This is a genomic window from Methylococcus mesophilus (assembly GCF_026247885.1).
GTDB classification, from domain to species: Bacteria; Pseudomonadota; Gammaproteobacteria; order Methylococcales; family Methylococcaceae; genus Methylococcus; species Methylococcus mesophilus.
The window spans coordinates 2232151-2248692 of sequence record NZ_CP110921.1 but is presented as its reverse complement, the minus strand read 5'-3'; the positions used below and the strand labels follow the sequence as shown (position 1 = coordinate 2248692).

Annotated in this window: 20 protein-coding genes and 1 other RNA gene; 14 read left to right on the top strand and 7 right to left on the bottom strand. The window is 65.3% G+C overall.

The annotated features are described in order from the left end of the window. Positions 1 to 10: 10 nt before the first annotated feature. From cmoB to OOT43_RS10525, 4 genes are all read left to right on the top strand, one after another. Entirely contained in the window at positions 11 to 985 is a 975-nt protein-coding gene (gene cmoB / locus OOT43_RS10540; protein WP_266020537.1) for a tRNA 5-methoxyuridine(34)/uridine 5-oxyacetic acid(34) synthase CmoB, read from the top strand. Positions 986 to 1066: 81 nt separating this feature from the next. After that, on the top strand, positions 1067 to 1612 hold the full coding sequence (locus OOT43_RS10535; RefSeq protein WP_266020536.1) for a C40 family peptidase: 546 nt from the start codon (positions 1067 to 1069) through the stop codon (positions 1610 to 1612). Then, positions 1609 to 2607 (top strand): zinc-dependent alcohol dehydrogenase family protein, encoded by a 999-nt coding sequence (locus OOT43_RS10530; protein WP_266020535.1) that lies wholly within the window; start codon positions 1609 to 1611, stop codon positions 2605 to 2607. The genes OOT43_RS10535 and OOT43_RS10530 overlap by 4 nt, the downstream gene beginning before the upstream one ends. A 7-nt stretch (positions 2608 to 2614) precedes the next feature. Further along, entirely contained in the window at positions 2615 to 3832 is a 1218-nt protein-coding gene (locus OOT43_RS10525; protein ID WP_266020534.1) for a glutaredoxin family protein, read from the top strand. 34 nt (positions 3833 to 3866) lie between these two features. Here OOT43_RS10525 and OOT43_RS10520 read toward each other — a convergent pair whose 3' ends face one another. Both OOT43_RS10520 and radC read right to left on the bottom strand, forming a co-directional pair. After that, the gene (locus tag OOT43_RS10520; protein WP_266020533.1) at positions 3867 to 4343 is read right to left on the bottom strand and encodes a YchJ family protein; all 477 of its coding nucleotides are present in this window, start codon (positions 4341 to 4343) and stop codon (positions 3867 to 3869) included. A 4-nt stretch (positions 4344 to 4347) separates the two neighbouring features. Further along, positions 4348 to 5022, bottom strand: a complete 675-nt coding sequence (gene radC / locus OOT43_RS10515; protein ID WP_266020532.1) for a RadC family protein — start codon at positions 5020 to 5022, stop codon at positions 4348 to 4350. A 100-nt stretch (positions 5023 to 5122) separates the two neighbouring features. Between radC and coaBC the strand changes: the two genes are divergently transcribed. The 5 genes from coaBC to OOT43_RS10490 all read left to right on the top strand — a co-directional run bounded on the left by coaBC (position 5123) and on the right by OOT43_RS10490 (position 10638). Beyond that, on the top strand, positions 5123 to 6346 hold the full coding sequence (gene coaBC / locus OOT43_RS10510) for a bifunctional phosphopantothenoylcysteine decarboxylase/phosphopantothenate--cysteine ligase CoaBC (RefSeq protein ID WP_266020531.1): 1224 nt from the start codon (positions 5123 to 5125) through the stop codon (positions 6344 to 6346). Continuing rightward, a complete protein-coding gene (gene dut / locus OOT43_RS10505) occupies positions 6318 to 6773 on the top strand; it encodes a dUTP diphosphatase (protein ID WP_266020530.1) in 456 nt (151 codons plus the stop codon). The genes coaBC and dut overlap by 29 nt, the downstream gene beginning before the upstream one ends. Before the next feature lie 2 nt (positions 6774 to 6775). Beyond that, positions 6776 to 9217: a phosphomannomutase/phosphoglucomutase gene (locus OOT43_RS20460; RefSeq protein ID WP_317133980.1), complete on the top strand. Its 2442-nt coding sequence runs from the start codon at positions 6776 to 6778 to the stop codon at positions 9215 to 9217. Positions 9218 to 9241: 24 nt separating this feature from the next. After that, positions 9242 to 10144: an acetylglutamate kinase gene (argB, locus tag OOT43_RS10495; protein ID WP_266020529.1), complete on the top strand. Its 903-nt coding sequence runs from the start codon at positions 9242 to 9244 to the stop codon at positions 10142 to 10144. A gap of 89 nt (positions 10145 to 10233) precedes the next feature. Continuing rightward, entirely contained in the window at positions 10234 to 10638 is a 405-nt protein-coding gene (locus tag OOT43_RS10490; protein WP_266020528.1) for an ankyrin repeat domain-containing protein, read from the top strand. A 49-nt stretch (positions 10639 to 10687) separates the two neighbouring features. Here OOT43_RS10490 and OOT43_RS10485 read toward each other — a convergent pair whose 3' ends face one another. Further along, positions 10688 to 11020: an SMR family transporter gene (locus tag OOT43_RS10485; RefSeq protein ID WP_266020527.1), complete on the bottom strand. Its 333-nt coding sequence runs from the start codon at positions 11018 to 11020 to the stop codon at positions 10688 to 10690. Positions 11021 to 11364: 344 nt separating this feature from the next. On the opposite strand from OOT43_RS10485, the gene fae reads away from it, so the two are divergent. The 5 genes from fae (at position 11365) to OOT43_RS10460 (ending at position 14573) form a co-directional block, all read left to right on the top strand. Continuing rightward, positions 11365 to 11883: a formaldehyde-activating enzyme gene (gene fae, locus OOT43_RS10480; RefSeq protein WP_266020526.1), complete on the top strand. Its 519-nt coding sequence runs from the start codon at positions 11365 to 11367 to the stop codon at positions 11881 to 11883. Between the two features lie 331 nt (positions 11884 to 12214). Continuing rightward, on the top strand, positions 12215 to 12655 hold the full coding sequence (locus OOT43_RS10475) for a hypothetical protein (RefSeq protein WP_266020525.1): 441 nt from the start codon (positions 12215 to 12217) through the stop codon (positions 12653 to 12655). A 20-nt stretch (positions 12656 to 12675) separates the two neighbouring features. Beyond that, positions 12676 to 13080 (top strand): hypothetical protein, encoded by a 405-nt coding sequence (locus OOT43_RS10470; RefSeq protein ID WP_266020524.1) that lies wholly within the window; start codon positions 12676 to 12678, stop codon positions 13078 to 13080. A 28-nt stretch (positions 13081 to 13108) separates the two neighbouring features. Next, on the top strand, positions 13109 to 14287 hold the full coding sequence (locus OOT43_RS10465; RefSeq protein ID WP_266020523.1) for an NAD(P)/FAD-dependent oxidoreductase: 1179 nt from the start codon (positions 13109 to 13111) through the stop codon (positions 14285 to 14287). A 55-nt stretch (positions 14288 to 14342) separates the two neighbouring features. Beyond that, the gene (locus OOT43_RS10460; protein WP_266020522.1) at positions 14343 to 14573 is read left to right on the top strand and encodes a DUF2934 domain-containing protein; all 231 of its coding nucleotides are present in this window, start codon (positions 14343 to 14345) and stop codon (positions 14571 to 14573) included. A 4-nt stretch (positions 14574 to 14577) separates the two neighbouring features. Here OOT43_RS10460 and OOT43_RS10455 read toward each other — a convergent pair whose 3' ends face one another. The 4 genes from OOT43_RS10455 to OOT43_RS10440 form a co-directional block, all read right to left on the bottom strand. Next, a complete protein-coding gene (locus OOT43_RS10455) occupies positions 14578 to 15228 on the bottom strand; it encodes a response regulator transcription factor (RefSeq protein WP_266020521.1) in 651 nt (216 codons plus the stop codon). Between the two features lie 88 nt (positions 15229 to 15316). After that, positions 15317 to 15919: a 5-formyltetrahydrofolate cyclo-ligase gene (locus tag OOT43_RS10450; protein ID WP_266020520.1), complete on the bottom strand. Its 603-nt coding sequence runs from the start codon at positions 15917 to 15919 to the stop codon at positions 15317 to 15319. Positions 15920 to 15938: 19 nt separating this feature from the next. Next, a non-coding RNA gene (gene ssrS, locus OOT43_RS10445) (6S RNA) lies at positions 15939 to 16122 on the bottom strand. 73 nt (positions 16123 to 16195) lie between these two features. After that, entirely contained in the window at positions 16196 to 16489 is a 294-nt protein-coding gene (locus OOT43_RS10440; protein ID WP_266020519.1) for a cell division protein ZapA, read from the bottom strand. Between the last annotated feature and the right edge of the window lie 53 nt (positions 16490 to 16542).

Genomic DNA, 16542 nt, shown 5'->3' with positions numbered 1-16542 from the left:
CGGGCCGTGCATGAGCGATCGTGAGCCGTTTGCCGAGCTGCTGGCGCCCCGGTTTTTTCCGGGCTGGGCCGAGCTTCTTCTGCCCAGGATAGAGGCCCGACTTCAGGATGGGAGCCATGGCGATTGGCCGAGGTGGCGCGCGCTAGTGCAGAATCTGCCCGACGTTGCGCCTTCGGCGGTGGATTTTGCGGCGGATACGGTATCGTTGGGCCGGGACGGCGATTGCGACAGGATTGCCCGGCAGGCCATCGAAGCCGCTCTGCGCCGGCTCCACCCCTGGCGCAAGGGGCCGTACGACATTCACGGTATCTTCATCGACACCGAATGGCGCTCCGACCTGAAGTGGCGGCGGCTGGAGGGAGCCATCGCGCCGCTCGCGGGGCGGCGGGTGCTCGATGTCGGCTGCGGCAACGGCTATCACGCCTGGCGCATGCTGGGGGCCGGTGCGAAGTCAGTGATCGGTATCGATCCCACCCTGCTCAGCGTGGCGCAGTTCCTGGCCGTGCGCCATTTCGCGGGAGACTGGCCGGTCGCCGTGCTGCCTTTGGGCATCGAGGACTTTCCGGCCGAGACCCGGGCTTTCGACACGGTGTTCTCGATGGGCGTGCTGTATCACCGCCGCTCGCCGTTCGACCATCTGGCGGAATTGAAAGGCTGTCTGCGGCCGGGCGGCGAACTGGTGCTGGAAACCCTGGTCGTCGAAGGCGAGGCGGGTCAAGTGCTGGTGCCCGAGGGGCGCTATGCCCAGATGCGCAACGTCTGGTTCGTTCCGTCGCCGCCGACGCTGTTGTCCTGGCTGGCGCGCGCAGGCTTCCGCCAAGCCCGGCTGATCGACGTGTCCCCGACCACGATCCAGGAGCAGCGCTCGACCGGCTGGATGCGGTTCCAGTCGCTGGCGGACTTCCTCGATCCGGACGATCCGTCCCGCACGGTCGAAGGCCATCCCGCGCCGCGGCGGGCGATCTTCCTGGCCGAGGCTCTCTGAGTCGAGTCAGTCCTCGCACTTTCTCCCACTGTGGAATCTCCGGATAATGGCGGCCCGTGACATAAGACGCTTCAACTGCCAATGGCCGTGGCTCCGCTAACGCGTTTCGTCTTGCTGCTGCTTCCCGCGCTGCTATCCGGCTGCGCGAGCACGCCTGAGGTGCAGCAGAGCGTGCCGGCTTCCGCCAATGGCCGCGTCGTCCCCTACGCGCTGAGTCTGCAAGGGGTGCCCTATGTGTGGGGCGGAGCCTCGCCGGCGCATGGATTCGACTGTAGCGGCTTCGTACAGCACGTCTACCAGCGGCACGGCGTGGACCTGCCGCGCACCGCCCGCGAGATGGCGAGCAAGCTGCCGGAGGTCCCCAAACATTGCCGCCTGCCCGGCGACCTCCTGTTTTTCCGGACCGATGGGCGTTCGTATTCCCACGTCGGCATCTACATCGGCAACGAGTCTTTCGTCCATGCCTCCAGCAGCCATTCCGGCGTCAAGATTTCCAGCCTGAACAAGCCGTATTGGCTGAACCGCTTCCTGGGCGTGCGGCGGCCACATGCCAGGCACCGGCCGTCTGACAACACCGTGGCCGCTACCACTCATCGCAATCGAACCCAACGGAGAGGACATCCATGAAAGCGATCGTCATGACCCGGCCCGGCGAGGCCGCCGAGGTGCTGGAGCTGCGCGAACTGCCCGAGCCGGCGCTGGCGGCGCCGACTCAGATCAAGGTCCGGCTCAGGGGGGCCGGGCTCAATCCCATTGATACCAAGGTCCGCCGCCGCGGCTTGTTCTACGACGATGCCCTGCCGGCAGTGCTCGGCTGCGACGGCGCCGGCGAGGTGGTCGAAGCCGGGGCGGAGGTCGACCGCTTCCGGATCGGCGACCGGGTCTGGTTCTGCAACGGCGGCCTCGGCGCCGAACAGGGCAACTACGCCGAATACACCGTGCTGGACCAGCGCTGGGCGGCGCCCATGCCGCAGTCGCTCGATTTCATCAGTGCCGCGGCCGGTCCCCTGGTGCTCATCACCGCCTGGGGTGCTTTATACGACCGCGGACGCCTGCAGGCGGGCCAGACCGCCCTAGTGCATGCCGCCGCCGGCGGCGTCGGCCATGTCGCCGTACAATTGGCCAAACTGCGCGCTGCGCGGGTGATCGCCACCGTGGGTTCCGAAGAAAAGGCCGTGCTGGCCAGGGGCTGGGGCGCCGATGCAACCATCGATTACCGGACTCAGGATTTCGTCGCCGAGGTCAACGCCCTGACCGGCGGTCGGGGCGCCGATCTGGTGCTGGATACTGTCGGTCCGGAGGTGTTCCGCCGCAGCATCGAGTGCACCGCCCACTTCGGCGACCTGGTGACCCTGCTCGATACCGGCGATACGTCCTTGGCCGAGGCGAGGATGCGCAACCTCAGGATAGGCTTCGAACTGATGCTGGTGCCGATGCTGCGCAAGCTGGACGCCGCGCGGGACCATCACGTGGAAATCCTCCGCGCCTGCGGCGAATGGATCGATGCCGGCAAGCTCGAGCTGCATGTCGGTGGCGTCTATCCGCTGGAACAGGCCGCCGGGGTGCACGAGGCCATCGAAGCCGGCCACGCCACTGGCAAGCTGGTTCTGCGCGTCGACTGAGCGGCGCATGCGGTTTCGGCACGGCTGGAAGCGCTGGCCTTTGCTGTTAGCGCTGGCCGTCTGCATGGCGCTGCCGGGCGCTATAGTAGCGAAAGCTTCCCCAGGCAGTGCCGCGGTTCAGTCGGCCCCGGCGGACGTCGAAGCCTTCGTCCGCGAAGGCTGTCCGCATTGCGAGCAAGCCAAAATTTTTCTCGCCACGCTTGGCCGCGAGCGTCCCGGACTGCGCGTCCTGGTGCGGGACGTCGCGAAGGACCCAACCGCCCTGGCCCGGTTGCATGCGATCGCCGCCGAGCGGCACCAATCCGCTAGGGTCCCTTCGTTCCTGGTGCGCGGGCAATGGATCGTCGGCTATTCGGATGAACCAGGTGACGGGCAGCGGATCGTCGCTGCGCTGGGCGACGCCGGATTGGCCGGACCGGCCGGGGCGGAGAGCTGCGAAGCCGAAGCGGCCCCGGCCTGCGGCCCGGAAACCGCAGCTCGCGCAACGCCCGAAACCTTCGCGGTCGAACTGTTCGGGCAACGGATCACCCTCGAACAGGCCGGATTGCCCGCCTTCACCGTCGCCCTGGGACTCCTTGACGGCTTCAATCCGTGTTCGCTGTGGGTGCTGATCCTCATGATCTCGCTGCTGGCGCCGATGAAGGACCGGCTGCGCATGCTGGCGATCGCAGGCGCCTTCGTGGCGGTGGAAGGAGTTGCCTATTTCGCGTTTATGGCCGCCTGGCTCAATCTGTTCATGTGGATCGGCGTTTCGCGGGTATCGGAACTCGTCATTGCCGCGATCGCCCTTCTGGCCGGATCGATCCACCTCAAGGACTTCTGGGCCTACGGCCGTGGCGGTTCGCTGTCCATACCGGCGAGCGCAAAGCCGGGCATCTACGCCCGCATGCGGCGCATCCTGCAGGCGGAAAACCTCTGGGGTGCCATGGTCGGTGCCGTCGTGCTCGCCGTCCTGGTGCAGTTCGTCGAACTCCTTTGCACCTCGGGGTTCCCGGCCCTGTACACCCGGATTCTGACCCTGCGGCAGTTGGGCGGCGCCGAGTATTACGCGTATCTCCTGCTGTACAACCTCGCCTACATGCTGGACGACGTCATCGTGCTCGGCATTGGCATCGTCACCCTGAGCCAGCGCCGGCTCCAGGAGAGCGAGGGCCGCTGGCTCAAGCTGCTCAGCGGCTTGGTGATGATGGGGTTGGGGATATACCTGATCGCTGCGTCAAACTGAAACCCAGCGTCGACACGAGGGTGGAAGCCGCCATTCAAGAGATGCAGCAATGCTTGAATGTCCTCCCGCTGCCGCAGGGGCAGGGGTCGTTACGGCCGACGGCGGTTTCGCCGCCGTCGGGATGGATCTCGCCGTCGAGATAGACCCAGGCGCTTTGCTGCCGGACGAACCGGCTGGTTTCATGGAGGCTCCCGCGGCGTGAGCCGGCGAGGTAATGCGCCCGGAATTCGACTTCGCCCTCGGTGTCCGGCGGGCCGCCGAGGCGGCTGTGCAGGATGTCCAGCTTCAGCCAGCGTGTGGTATCGGCGGCGAGGTTCAACGCCGCCGGTCGCGTTCGGGCATCCCAGGTCCGCAGCAGGTAGGCTTCGTTTTTCGATGCGTAGGCGCTGTAGCGCGAACGCATCAGCGCTTCGGCGGTGGGGGCGGCGGTGAGGCCGGTGTGGAAGACGCCGCAGCAATCCGAATATTTCAGGCCGCTGCCGCAGGGGCAGCTCGATTTCGTGCCGGTCATGGGCTCAGAGCAACCCCCGCTCGGCAAAGGAATAAGGCATGCCGTCGCCGATGATGAAATGGTCGAGCACGCGGATGTCGACCAGCCCCAGCGCCTGTTTCAGCCTTTGCGTGAGCATGCGGTCGGCGTCGCTGGGTTCGCAGATGCCGGAGGGGTGGTTGTGGGCGAAGATCATGGCCGCCGCGTTCTCGGACAGCGCCTGCTTGACCACTTCCCGAGGGTAGACCGAGGCCCCGTCGATGGTGCCGCGGAACAGTTCCTCTGCGCGGATCACCCGGTGCTGGTTGTCCAGGAACAGCCCGACGAACACCTCGTAAGGTTTGCCTTTCAGCCAGTTCGAGAGATATTGCCGCGTCAGCTCGGGGCTGGTGAGCGCATCCTCGCGCTTCAGGCATTCTTCGAAATGGCGCCGCGCGAGTTCGAGCACGGCCTGAATCTGCGTGTACTTGGCCGTGCCCAGCCCGGCCGATTTCACGAAACGCTGGTGGTCCGCCTTGAGCAGGGCGGACAGCGAGCCGAACTCCAGGAGCAGGTCGCGCGCGAGGTCGACCGCGCTCTTGCCGGCGATGCCGGTGCGCAGAAAAATGGCCAGCAATTCGGCGTCGGACAGGGCGGCGGGGCCGAGCTTCAGCAGCCGTTCGCGCGGGCGCTCATCGGCGGGCCAGTCGGTGATGGGCATGATCTTAGCCTCGTTCCGTGTCCAGTTGTTTCAAGCATAGAAGGGCTGGACTAAACTTGCCATAATGTCGCCCCGTGTGACCCTTCCCTAGACTCCATCCTTGGCTGACCTCCACCACAAGCGCATTCTTCTCGGCGTGACCGGCGGCATTGCGGCCTATAAGGCCGCAGAGATCACCCGTCGCCTGCGCCAGGCCGGTGCCGAGGTGCGCGTGGCGATGACGCCGGCGGCCTGCCGGTTCGTCCAGCCTTTGACCTTCGAAGCCCTTTCCGGACATCCGGTCGCCCACGACATGTTCGTGCCCGGTGCCGAGTCGGCGATGGGGCACATCCAATTGTCCCGCTGGGCGGACGCCATCCTGGTCGCGCCGGCTTCGGCGGATTTCATGGCCCGGATCAGCCTGGGGCTGGCCGACGACCTGCTGGCCACCCTGTGCCTGGCAGCGGAAGTGCCGCTGTTTCTGGCGCCGGCGATGAACCGCGCGATGTGGCTGCATCCGGCGACCCGCTCCCACGCCGCCGCCTTGGCTGGGAGGGGAGCTGTCCTGTTGGGGCCGGACGAAGGCGATCAGGCGTGCGGCGAGACGGGGCCGGGCCGGATGCGGGAGCCCGCACGGCTCGTCCTCGATCTTGCCGATGCGCTGGCGGCGGGCGGCCTGCTTTCGGGCCTCAGGGTGTTGATCAGCGCGGGCCCTACCCGCGAGCCCATCGACCCCGTCCGTTTCATCGGCAACCGCAGTTCCGGAAAAATGGGCTACGCCCTGGCCGCCGCGGCGCGGAGCGCCGGCGCGGACGTTATCCTGGTCAGCGGACCGGTGGCGCTCGATGCGCCCGCCGGCGTGGAAACCGTGAGAGTGGAAACCGCCGCCGAGATGCATGCGGCGGTCATGGCCCGGATCGGCGGGGCGGACATCTACATCGGCACCGCTGCCGTGGCGGATTACACGCCGGCTCGGGTGGCGGATGCCAAGATCAAGAAACACGGCGAGCATCTGGAGCTGACCCTGAACCGGACCCCGGACATCCTCCGCTGCGTCGCGGCCTTGCCGGACAAGCCCTTCGTCGTGGGGTTCGCCGCCGAGACCGGCGAGGTCGAAGCTTACGCCCGTGCCAAGCTGGAAGCCAAGGGTGCCGATCTGGTGGCCGCCAACGAGGTTGGCAGCGGGGCGCCGGGCGGTTTCGAGCGGGATGAAAATGCCCTGTTCGTGTGCTGGCGCGGCGGCGAGTGCCATTTGCCGCTGGCCGGCAAGACCGAGATCGCCCGCCGACTGATTCGATTGATAGCCGAACGCTACTATGCCGAAAATACAGATCAGGATCCTTGATCCCCGCCTCGGCAACGAAATCCCATTGCCGCACTACGCCACGCCGGGCGCCGCCGGGCTCGACCTCCGGGCCTGTCTCGACGCACCCCTGGTGCTGCGGCCGGGCGAGACCCAACTGATCCCGACCGGCTTCGCGATCCACATCGGCGACCCGGCACTGGCGGCGGTGCTGTTGCCGCGCTCCGGGCTCGGCCACAAGCATGGGATCGTGCTGGGCAATCTGGTGGGTCTGATCGATTCCGATTACCAGGGCCAGGTGCTTGTGTCCTGCTGGAACCGGGGTGCGGAAGCCTTCGAAATCGCCGTCGGCGAGCGCATCGCCCAGATGGTGTTCGTGCCGGTGGCCCAGGTTGCCTTCGAGCAGGTCGAAGCGTTCGCCGAAAGCCGGCGGGCCGAGGGCGGGTTCGGCCATACCGGCCGGCATTAGCCGTGCCCTCGCTGAGTCTCCGCCGGCTCCTTTGGTCGGTCGGTCTGGTGTCGATGCTGGCGGTCGCCGCGACCGCAGCCGGTCTCGTGGGGGTCGAGCGGCACCGCGCCGAAGTTTCCGGCCGGCAGGCAATGTCGGCGGCGGCGGATGCTGCGGCATTCAATGTGCGCGACCGTCTCGGCTGGTCCTTCCGCGCCCTGAGCGGCATGGCGGGCGATGCGCGGCTGGCCGAGGCGCTGGCGGCCGGCGATCCGGCGGGGATCGCGGCGGAGGAGGGGAGGCTCACCGGCTCCCTGCCGGGATCGCTCCTCGTGCGCCTGATACCGAATCAAAGCGACCTGCTGGATACCGTCCGTGCACCGGCGATGGGATACGCCGACCTCGAGGCGATCCGCGATGCCCGGCACGGCCAGTCGTCGCCCGCCATGCATGCCGCTAACAGCCCGAATGTCCATATCGCGCTTGCCGTTCCGCTTGCCGAAGGGCGGGGCGTGCTGCTGGCCAGCCTCTCCCCCGATATCCTGCTCGAAGCCATGCGCTCGGTTCCGATGCCATTCGGCGCCGCGCTGGAACTCCGGCAGGGCGAACTTCCCCTGGTTTTCACCGGCGACCGTGCCCGCCGGGCCGAGCCGCCGGACGGGGATGCGTCTGTGCTGGGCAGTCGCGGCTGGCGGATCGTCTATTGGCGCCCGGTCCAGGACCAGTCCCCGCTGTGGTGGGCTTTTGCGGCCGGTGGGCTGGCGCTGCTGCTGATCCTGGTGGTGATGCTCGGGGCGGGCTTTGTGCTGGCGCAGGCGATGAAGCACGATACGGCGCTGGTGTTGGCGCTGATCCCCGCGGTGCGGTCGGGGATCCCCGGCGTTGCCGGCCGCGCGCGGCTCAGGGAGGTGCAGGACTTGCTCGAAGGCCTCAAGGCGCTTCACGCGGCGCCGCCGGAGGAAGCTCCCGTCCGGGCCTTGCCTGAGGAAACGGAAGTACAGTCCCTTCCGCCGGAAGAAGCCCCTTTGCCCCGGCCAGTGCTCACCGATGATCAGAACGAGGAGAAGATTCCCATGGATATGCGACCAGTTCCGGACATTGCCCCCACCCTGTTCCGGGCTTACGACATTCGCGGTATCGTCGGTGATACCTTGACTGAGGAGGCGGCCCGGCCGATAGGCCGAGCCATCGGCAGCGAAGCGCTGGATCGAGGGGAGCGGCGGGTCGTCGTCGCACGCGACGGGCGGCTGAGCAGTCCCGCGCTCTGCGCCGCCTTGGCGGAAGGATTGCGGACGGCCGGCTGCGAGGTCACCGATCTGGGGCTGGCGCCGACGCCCGTCCTGTATTTCGGCACCCAGGTACTGGCGGGCCGTTCCGGCGTCATGGTGACTGGCAGCCACAATCCCGCCAATTACAACGGCTTCAAGATCGTGCTGGGGGGGCAGACCCTGGCCGGTGAGGACATTCAGGCGCTCCGGCGCCGCATCGAATCAGGGAATTTTCATAGCGGAGAAGGGCGGGTCGAGCGTCGCGATCTGCTGCCCGATTACTGCAGGCGCATCGTGGAGGATGTGCAGATAGGCCGGCAATTCAAGGTCGTGGTCGATTGCGGCAACGGCGTGGCCGCCGTGGTGGCGCCGCAGATCCTCCGGGCCCTGGATTGTGAAGTGGTCGAATTGTTCTGCGCGGTCGACGGCAACTTCCCCAACCATCACCCCGATCCGAGCAAGCCGGAAAACCTGGCGGTGCTGATCGAAACGGTGAAGCGGGAAGGCGCGGACCTCGGCGTGGCCTTCGACGGCGACGGCGACCGGCTCGGCGTGGTCGACTCGGCCGGCAACATCATCTGGCCGGACCGGCAGATGATGCTGTTCGCCGCCGACGTGCTGTCCCGCGAACCCGGCGCCGACATCATCTACGACGTCAAATGCACTCGCCATCTGGCCGGATACATCCTGCGCCACGGCGGACGTCCGCTGATGTGGAAGACCGGCCATTCCCTGATCAAGGCCAAGATGAAGGAAACCGGCGCCCTGCTGGCGGGCGAGATGAGCGGCCACTTCTTCTTCAAGGAGCGCTGGTACGGCTTCGACGACGGCATCTACGCCTGCGCCCGGATGGTGGAAATCCTGTCCGCCGATTCCCGCTCCACTGCCGACGTGTTCGCTGAACTGCCGGACAGCGTCAACACGCCCGAACTCGGCGTGCGGCTGCAAGAGGGCGAGAACCTCGCCTTCGTGGAAAAAATGCGCGCCCTGGCCGACTTCGACGACGGCCGCACGACCGACATCGACGGCCTGCGGGTCGATTTCGCCGACGGCTGGGGGTTGGTGCGCGCCTCCAATACCACGCCTTCCCTGGTGATCCGCTTCGAAGCCGACACCGCCGAAGGATTGGCCCGCATCCAGCAGCGCTTCCGGGTGTTGCTGCTGAAGGTGCGGCCCGGTCTCGACCTGCCTTTCTAGAAACACTGACGCCTTGGTTTGCCCATGAAACAACAGGAACCCCTGGAAATCTCCTTCGCCAATCAGATCGCCCACGTCCTGACCGAGGCCTTGCCGTATATCCGGCGCTTCAAGGGCAAGACCATCGTCGTCAAATACGGCGGCAACGCCATGATCGACGAGCGCCTGAAGAACAGCTTCGCCCGCGACATCGTGCTGCTGAAGCTGGTCGGCATCAACCCGGTGGTGGTGCACGGCGGCGGGCCGCAGATCGGCAATCTGCTGCAGCGTCTGGGGAAAACCAGCGAATTCGTGCAGGGCATGCGGGTCACCGACGCCGAAACCATGGACGTGGTGGAGATGGTGCTGGGCGGCCTGGTCAACAAGGAGATCGTCAACCTCATCAACCGCCAGGGCGGTGCCGCGGTGGGCTTGAGCGGGAAGGATGGCGATCTGATCCGGGCGCGCAAGATCCGCATGTCCCAGCCGCAGTCCGATGCGCCGGAACTCATCGACCTCGGCCATGTCGGCGAAGTCGCCAGCATCGATCCGGCGGTGGTGGACATGCTGGTCAACAGCGACTTCATCCCGGTGATCGCCCCGATCGGCGTTGGCGAGGACGGCTGCTCCTACAACATCAACGCCGATCTGGTCGCCGGCAAGATGGCAGAAGTGCTCAAGGCCGAGAAGCTGATCCTCCTGACCAACACCCAGGGTATCCTGGGCCAGGACGGTGCGCTTCTCACCGGCTTGTCGCTCAAGGAGGTCGATGCCCTCATCGGGGACGGCACCATCAGCGGCGGCATGATCCCCAAGGTCCGCTGCGCGATGGATGCGCTGCGCGGCGGCGTCAACAGTGCCCACATCATCGACGGCCGCGTCGACCACGCCGTGCTGCTGGAGCTGTTCACCGACCAGGGCATCGGCACCCTGCTGCTGCGGCGCTGAGCATCCGGACGACTTTCGTCCGTGCAGAAGGAGTTCCGGCGGGATCGCGCCGGGCGTTTTATGTGACCTTTGACTTAAGGAGTCGTCTCATGACAATCGGCCGTTCGCGCCACGACAAATCCTCTCTCGGCCTCATGCTGTTCGCCGGGGCACTGGCGGTGTCTCACGTTCCAACATCCTTTGCAGCTGCCGACCCAGCCCAGGCAAGGACGGCGCTGCATCAGATGGGCGTGGAGTATTCCGAACAGCAGTTCGCCAAATCCGCCGGCGCCGGCGACAAGACGGCCGTCGAGCTCTTCCTTGACGCGGGCATGGATGTGAACGCCGGAGGCGGTGCGGCGATCGGTCTGGCGGCGGGCCGGGGACAGCTCGAAATGGTCAAGCTGTTGCTTGCAAGAGGCGCCAAGCCGACATCCAACGCCTTGCAGTTCGCACGCACGCGGGGCCACACCGAGATCGCAAAGCTCCTGAGCGACGCCGGCGCCAAGGAATGACCCTCGTCCGCGAATGCGCCTTCGGTTTCGGCGCACCGCTCGCCGCCGATCATCCGTGGGTGGCCGACTTCGACCATAGCGTGCAGACCAGCACGCCGGCGATGATGAGTCCCATGCCGGCGATGGCGGGGCGATCCAGCGCCTGGCCATGGAGAATCCAGGCGATGAGCGAGACCAGCACGATGCCTAGTGCCGACCAGATCGCGTAGGAGATGCCCACCGGAATCTTGTCGACGGTGAGCGAGAGGAAATAGAAGGCGACCGCATACCCCACAATAACGGTCGCCGAGGGCCAGAGTCGGGTGAAGCCTTCCGCGGACTTCAGCGCCGAGGTGCCGATGACCTCGCCGATTATCGCGATCATCAGATAGATCCATGGCATAGCTGCCCCCAGGGCGGATGGAAAAGGCAGCAATGATACCCGCTCCCGCCGGAGCCGGTCTGCGGATCCCGGCATTTCGCCGGCTATGGTTTTCACTCCCCGCCGCCAAGCCCTGCGGTCTGGCCGGCGGCTCTACCAGCCGCACACTCGCCGTGCCGGGATTGCCGGGACGGTACTTTCTTCATTCAGTGCGCCACGGCCTACGTAGATTTACTTAGGTAGCGGTTCGTATTGGCGCCGAGAGGGTGCCGGGATTAGAAGACTTAGGCGGACGGGTGGGTGATCCCACAGTTCGTCGGACCGGTGGTCCGTCTCCCCCGACAGATACATTAGGAGAAACCGAGATGAACGGTTTGAAGATCGATCGGGTGCTGGTGGGCGAGGCGCTGGTCGGCGAAGGCAACGAACTGGCGCATATCGATCTCATCATGGGGCCCCGCGGGAGCGCCGCCGAAGTGGCGTTCTGCACGACCCTCACCAATCAGAAGCGCGGCGACAACGCCTTGCTGGCTCTGGTTGCGCCCAATCTGATGGCGAAACCCGCCACGGTGATGTTCAACAAGGTCGAGATCAAGAACGAAAAGCAGGCGACCCAGATGTTCGGGCCGGCGGAACGCGGCGTGGCCAAGGCGGTGGTGGATTCGGTCAAGGAAGGCGTCATCCCGCGGTCAGAGGCTGAGCATGTGTTCATTTGCGTCGGCGTGTTCATCCATTGGGACGCCGAGGACAACGCCAAAATCCAGGACTGGAACTACCAGGCGACCAAACTGGCGATTTCACGTGCGGTGGAGGGCAAGCCCGATATCGCGGAAGTCATCGCGCAGGAGGGCGTCGTTCACCATCCTCTCGCTGCCCATGACTGAGGGGCCGGGGAACCGCGATGGAGCGAAGGCTGGCCATAGGAGGCGTCACCGGCACCCAGGCGGAGGTCGCGCCACCGATTGGCATGGTGCTCGGCGACGGGGCGGTGCGGGCCGGCATGATAGGGTTGGGCGGGGGGCCCGGCTCGAGAATGGTCAGGGAGGCGAAAAACGCGATCTCTTGCCGACGGTGGACGGGCCGTGCGGGCGCGCGGAAGAAATACGTCATCGGGTCCAGAAACATCATCCGGAAGCCGAATTCGAGGGCACCGACCCGACGATTCCGGCATTCCCCTGACACGGCCGGCCGGGTTTCCGGCGGCAGGGAGGACATATGAAAATGACATCGGCCATTCATGTCTGGCTGGCAGTGCTCGTGTGGGTGGTGAGCGGTTCCGCGGCGTCGGCCGCCCCGCGGTCCGACAGTTGCTGGGTGGATATTTACAACGGTCCGGACTTTGCGGGTACCAAGATCAGGGTATTCGGTCCGACCGAGTTGGCGAGCCTGAAGAATGTCGAGGGCGCCGACTGGAACGATGCGATCGAAAGCTTGGAAGTCGGGCCCGGCGCGGAGGTGAGCGTCTATGGGAACGAAAACTTCGCTCTACCGTCCGGCCCGGTCTATCACGAGCAGGAAATCCGGAGCTGGGGCAACAAGGACGAGAATTACCGCAGCCAGGTTGCGACATTTACGGCCGGGCACAAGGTGCATCACCTCGGTGAATACGGTCTCCACGATCAGGTCAGCGCACTGAAGGTCCGCTGCGCGAATTAGCGCCCCTGGCTGCCGATGAAATGAGCGCCGAGCCTGTCGCTTCCACCGATTGGGTGGGGTTCTGCGAGGAGTTCAGCCGCCAGCACCGGGGATGGCTGGTAACGACCAGCATCCGGGACAAACCGCTGGCGGCGGAACACGGCGTGGCCGATGCCGCGGAGGAGCGTTGCGTCGTGCGCGACGTGCGATTCCGGGGCCTGTATTTCGAGCCGAAGGACGGCAGCGTCCTGGTCTCGCTGGGGGAAGGAGCGCTGCAGATCACCCAATCGATCGCGGCGGTGGCCGCAATCGGTCTACTGGAGGCGGGACAAGGCATCCATGCGGGCCTCCGTATCGACAGCGCCCGCCATGGCGCCATGATCCTGAGGTTTCGCGCACCGGCCTCGCCGGACAGCCGGGACGGACTTTTTGCACCTTGGCTCTGATGAGTTTTTTCAGTTGCGGAGAGTGATCATGCAAAGCTACAAATATCTGGTCGTTGGCGGCGGCATGACGGCGGATGCGGCGATCCAGGGCATACGCGAGCTCGATCCGCAGGGCTCCATCGGCCTCATCGGCGCGGAACCGCATCTTCCGTATAAGCGGCCGCTGCTGTCCAAGGGGCTCTGGTTGGGCAAGTCCTTCGACCAGATATGGTACGGCACCGAAGCACGCGGGATCAGCGCATTCCTGGGACGGACAGCGACCCATCTCGACCTGGCGGGAAAGTCCGTCGCCGACGACCAAGGTGCGCTCTACGGATTCGATAAGCTGCTTCTTGCCACGGGCGGCCGGCCGCGCCGTTTTCCGTTCGGCGGCGACGACATCCTGTATTTCCGCAGCGTCGACGACTACCTCCGCCTGCGGACGCTGACCGAGACGCGGCGGAAGTTCGCCGTCATCGGCGGCGGCTTCATCGGTTCGGAGATCGCCGCGGCCCTGGCGTCGATCGGCAAGGAGGTAGTAATGATCTTCCCGGAAGACTGCATCGGCAGCCGGGTGTTTCCGGGCAACCTATGCCGGTTTCTCAACCGGTATTACCGGGACCAGGGCGTCGAGTTGCTGAACGGCCGGACAGTCACCGGCCTGGTTCGGGAGGGCGATGAGATCCGCCTCGCGCTCGGCGAGACCGGTGAAGAAGCCCTCGTGGTGGACGGCGTCGTCGCCGGCATCGGCATCGAGCCGGAGACTCGGCTTGCCGAAGCGGCTGGGTTGCCGGTAGACCGGGGCATTGTCGTCAACGAGTTTCTGCAGGCCGGGCATCCCGACGTGTACGCCGCCGGTGATGTCGCGTCCTTTCACAACCCGGCGCTTGGCCGCCGGATGCACGTGGAGCATGAGGATAACGCCCGTACCATGGGGCGGCTGGCCGGGCGCAACATGGCCGGCGAAGCGAATCCGTACCGCCACCTGCCCTACTTCTACTCCGATCTGTTCGATCTGGGTTACGAAGCGGTGGGGGAGCTGGATTCGCGGCTGGAGACCGTGGAGGACTGGTCCGAGCCTTGCCGTAAGGGCGTGGTCTACTATGTGGCCCAGGGGCGCGTGCGCGGCGTACTGCTGTGGAACGTCTGGGACCGGGTGGAAGCCGCCCGCGCGCTGATCGAGGAGACTGGGCCGTTTGGGCCGGGAGATCTGGCCGGAAGGCTGTGACAAGGATGGTCTGAGGAGGAGGACGTTTTCTGACCTGACGAAGAGGTGAGTCATCATGGCAGCAACCGTATTGTCCCGAACTATGAAACCCGTCTCCTACGAGGAGGCGGAGATTGTGTTCCCGCCGCCCGATCCCGACATCCTGCACGCGCTGATCGCGGAAGCGGCGTATTTGAGGGCCGAAAGGCGTGGTTTCGCAGGAGGCGGCGAGCTGGAAGACTGGCTGGAGGCGGAGAAGGAAGTGCTGGAAATGCAGGAGAGGCTTTCGATCCCGACGCCCGATTGAGCCCTCAATCGGTTTCGAGCAGGAGGGCTATCCGCACCAGCTCCGCCAAAGTTTCGGCGTGCATTTTCCGCATCACGTTGGCGCGGTAGATTTCGACGGTCCGATGGCTGATGCCGAGGGATTTCGCCGTGTCCTTGGACGAATAGCCCTTGACGGTGCAATGCAGCACCTGCCTTTCCCGTTTGCTGAGGCCGGCATACTGCGCTGCGGCTTCCGTCTGCCGGCGCCGGTGCTCGCAGGTCCTCAGATCCAGTGCAATGGCCTCCCGCAGCCGGTTCATGAAACCCGCATTTTCAAATGGCTTTTCGATGAAATCGAAGGCTCCGCTCCGGAAGGCCTCTGCCAGGGCCGGTACGTCGCCTTTCCCGCTGATGAAAATGATCGGTGTCCGTATACCTTTGTCTGTCAATGTTTTCTGCAGTTCCAGGCCGGAGATTTCCGGGAGCCGCAGGTCCAGCAAGATGCAGCCGTGGGTATCGGGGGTGCAGTAATTCAGAAAGTCCTTCCCGGTGGCGAAGCAGCGCGCCGGCAAGCCCTCGGACTCGACCAGAATTTTCAGCGCGTCGCGCACCGCCGGCTGGCCGTCGACGATATGGACCAGGGGTTCGGTCCTGGTTCGCGGTGGGCTATTGCGGACGTTTAGGCTTGTTGGCATAAACAGGGCTCCGTGAGCGGCTGGCAACGATAGTTCGATTTGCCGCAAGAGGAAAATACTCCGCCTTCCGGCGATTTTCCAGCGCGGATCAGCGGGAAGCGGACAGACGGCCAGGGCAGCGGTAGATGCCCGCCTCGGTGACTATGGCATCCAGCGGGACGTCCCAGGGCTGGGCATCCAGCCGCTCAAGCTTCTGGCCTTCAAAAGCGAGGCCGATCAGGCGGGGGCGCATGGTCGCAGGTTCATCGAGCCGGAACGCAAAGGTGCGGTCGTAGTAGCCGCCGCCCATGCCGAGGCGGTGGCCCCGTGGATCGAACGCCACCAGGGGCACGAACACGAGATCGAGTTCCCTGGCATCGGCGATCGTGCTGTCGTCGATAACGGGTTCCGGGATGCCGTAGCGATTGGGATGCAATGCAGCGGGGCCGGTATACGGTCCGAACCAGAGCATGCGCTGCCGCAGCATGGGGATGTAGGCGATACGGCCGCGTTCGCGGAGGTATCCGAACAGTGTCGCCGTGTCGACCTCGCCGTCATTGGGCAGGTACGCCGCTATCCGGGCATCGGCATCGAGCCAGCCTGAGCCGATGCAATGGCCGGCGATCCGCAGGCTGTTCCGGTGGACGTCGATAGGGGCTTGGGCGCGTCGCCATTCGCGGAGCCGGGTCCGGATCTCGGCGGGCGTGATCATGGAAACCGGGTGGGAAAGAGTATTCCCCGTTTGCGCCGTAGCATGCTTTCGCCCTTGAACCAAACGGTTCAGGTGGGACCAGAGGATGCCGAATCAGGCTTTCCGCTCGGAGCGGACTTGCGCACATCGAACACCCGGAAGTCCCGGGGTTTTAGATTAGGCTCAAAGAGTAACCCAGCATGCTTCGAGCGTTACAGGGAATACTGGCGGTTATCTTACCTGATAAATGACACAGGTGAGAGACTTGACTCACCGGGAAAACCCCGTTCCCGGTCGTCAGCCGCTCCAGCTGCTGCCGGAGCCGAGTGAATTCATGGCATGCTGATTGGCGAGGCTCTGGTTCAGCAGCCGGATTTCGTGCTGGGCCTGGACCAGTTCGTGGGCGATGTTCAAGGCCGCCATGATCGCGATGCGCTCGGTGCCGATTACTCGGCCGGTTTCGCGGATCTTGCGCATTCTCTCGTCGAGGAAACGGGCGGCGATCAGCAGGTCGTGCTGTTCATCTTCGGCGCAGCCGATGGGATATTCTTTGCCAAGAAGATGCACTTTGATGGGGCGATGTTCGCTCATGGCGGGTATTTCCTGGAGATCGGGACGAGGTCATGGGGGGCTGCAGGGCTGTG

What these genes read in the sequence shown, in the direction of transcription:
- cmoB (WP_266020537.1), top strand. Translation starts at nt 11, where the DNA reads ATGAGCGATCGTGAGCCGTTTGCCGAGCTGCTGGCGCCCCGGTTTTTT.
- OOT43_RS10535 (WP_266020536.1), top strand. Translation starts at nt 1,067, where the DNA reads ATGGCCGTGGCTCCGCTAACGCGTTTCGTCTTGCTGCTGCTTCCCGCG.
- OOT43_RS10530 (WP_266020535.1), top strand. Translation starts at nt 1,609, where the DNA reads ATGAAAGCGATCGTCATGACCCGGCCCGGCGAGGCCGCCGAGGTGCTG.
- OOT43_RS10525 (WP_266020534.1), top strand. Translation starts at nt 2,615, where the DNA reads ATGCGGTTTCGGCACGGCTGGAAGCGCTGGCCTTTGCTGTTAGCGCTG.
- OOT43_RS10520 (WP_266020533.1), bottom strand. Translation starts at nt 4,343, where the DNA reads ATGACCGGCACGAAATCGAGCTGCCCCTGCGGCAGCGGCCTGAAATAT.
- radC (WP_266020532.1), bottom strand. Translation starts at nt 5,022, where the DNA reads ATGCCCATCACCGACTGGCCCGCCGATGAGCGCCCGCGCGAACGGCTG.
- dut (WP_266020530.1), top strand. Translation starts at nt 6,318, where the DNA reads ATGCCGAAAATACAGATCAGGATCCTTGATCCCCGCCTCGGCAACGAA.
- argB (WP_266020529.1), top strand. Translation starts at nt 9,242, where the DNA reads ATGAAACAACAGGAACCCCTGGAAATCTCCTTCGCCAATCAGATCGCC.
- OOT43_RS10490 (WP_266020528.1), top strand. Translation starts at nt 10,234, where the DNA reads ATGACAATCGGCCGTTCGCGCCACGACAAATCCTCTCTCGGCCTCATG.
- OOT43_RS10485 (WP_266020527.1), bottom strand. Translation starts at nt 11,020, where the DNA reads ATGCCATGGATCTATCTGATGATCGCGATAATCGGCGAGGTCATCGGC.
- fae (WP_266020526.1), top strand. Translation starts at nt 11,365, where the DNA reads ATGAACGGTTTGAAGATCGATCGGGTGCTGGTGGGCGAGGCGCTGGTC.
- OOT43_RS10475 (WP_266020525.1), top strand. Translation starts at nt 12,215, where the DNA reads ATGAAAATGACATCGGCCATTCATGTCTGGCTGGCAGTGCTCGTGTGG.
- OOT43_RS10470 (WP_266020524.1), top strand. Translation starts at nt 12,676, where the DNA reads ATGAGCGCCGAGCCTGTCGCTTCCACCGATTGGGTGGGGTTCTGCGAG.
- OOT43_RS10465 (WP_266020523.1), top strand. Translation starts at nt 13,109, where the DNA reads ATGCAAAGCTACAAATATCTGGTCGTTGGCGGCGGCATGACGGCGGAT.
- OOT43_RS10460 (WP_266020522.1), top strand. Translation starts at nt 14,343, where the DNA reads ATGGCAGCAACCGTATTGTCCCGAACTATGAAACCCGTCTCCTACGAG.
- OOT43_RS10455 (WP_266020521.1), bottom strand. Translation starts at nt 15,228, where the DNA reads ATGCCAACAAGCCTAAACGTCCGCAATAGCCCACCGCGAACCAGGACC.
- OOT43_RS10450 (WP_266020520.1), bottom strand. Translation starts at nt 15,919, where the DNA reads ATGATCACGCCCGCCGAGATCCGGACCCGGCTCCGCGAATGGCGACGC.
- OOT43_RS10440 (WP_266020519.1), bottom strand. Translation starts at nt 16,489, where the DNA reads ATGAGCGAACATCGCCCCATCAAAGTGCATCTTCTTGGCAAAGAATAT.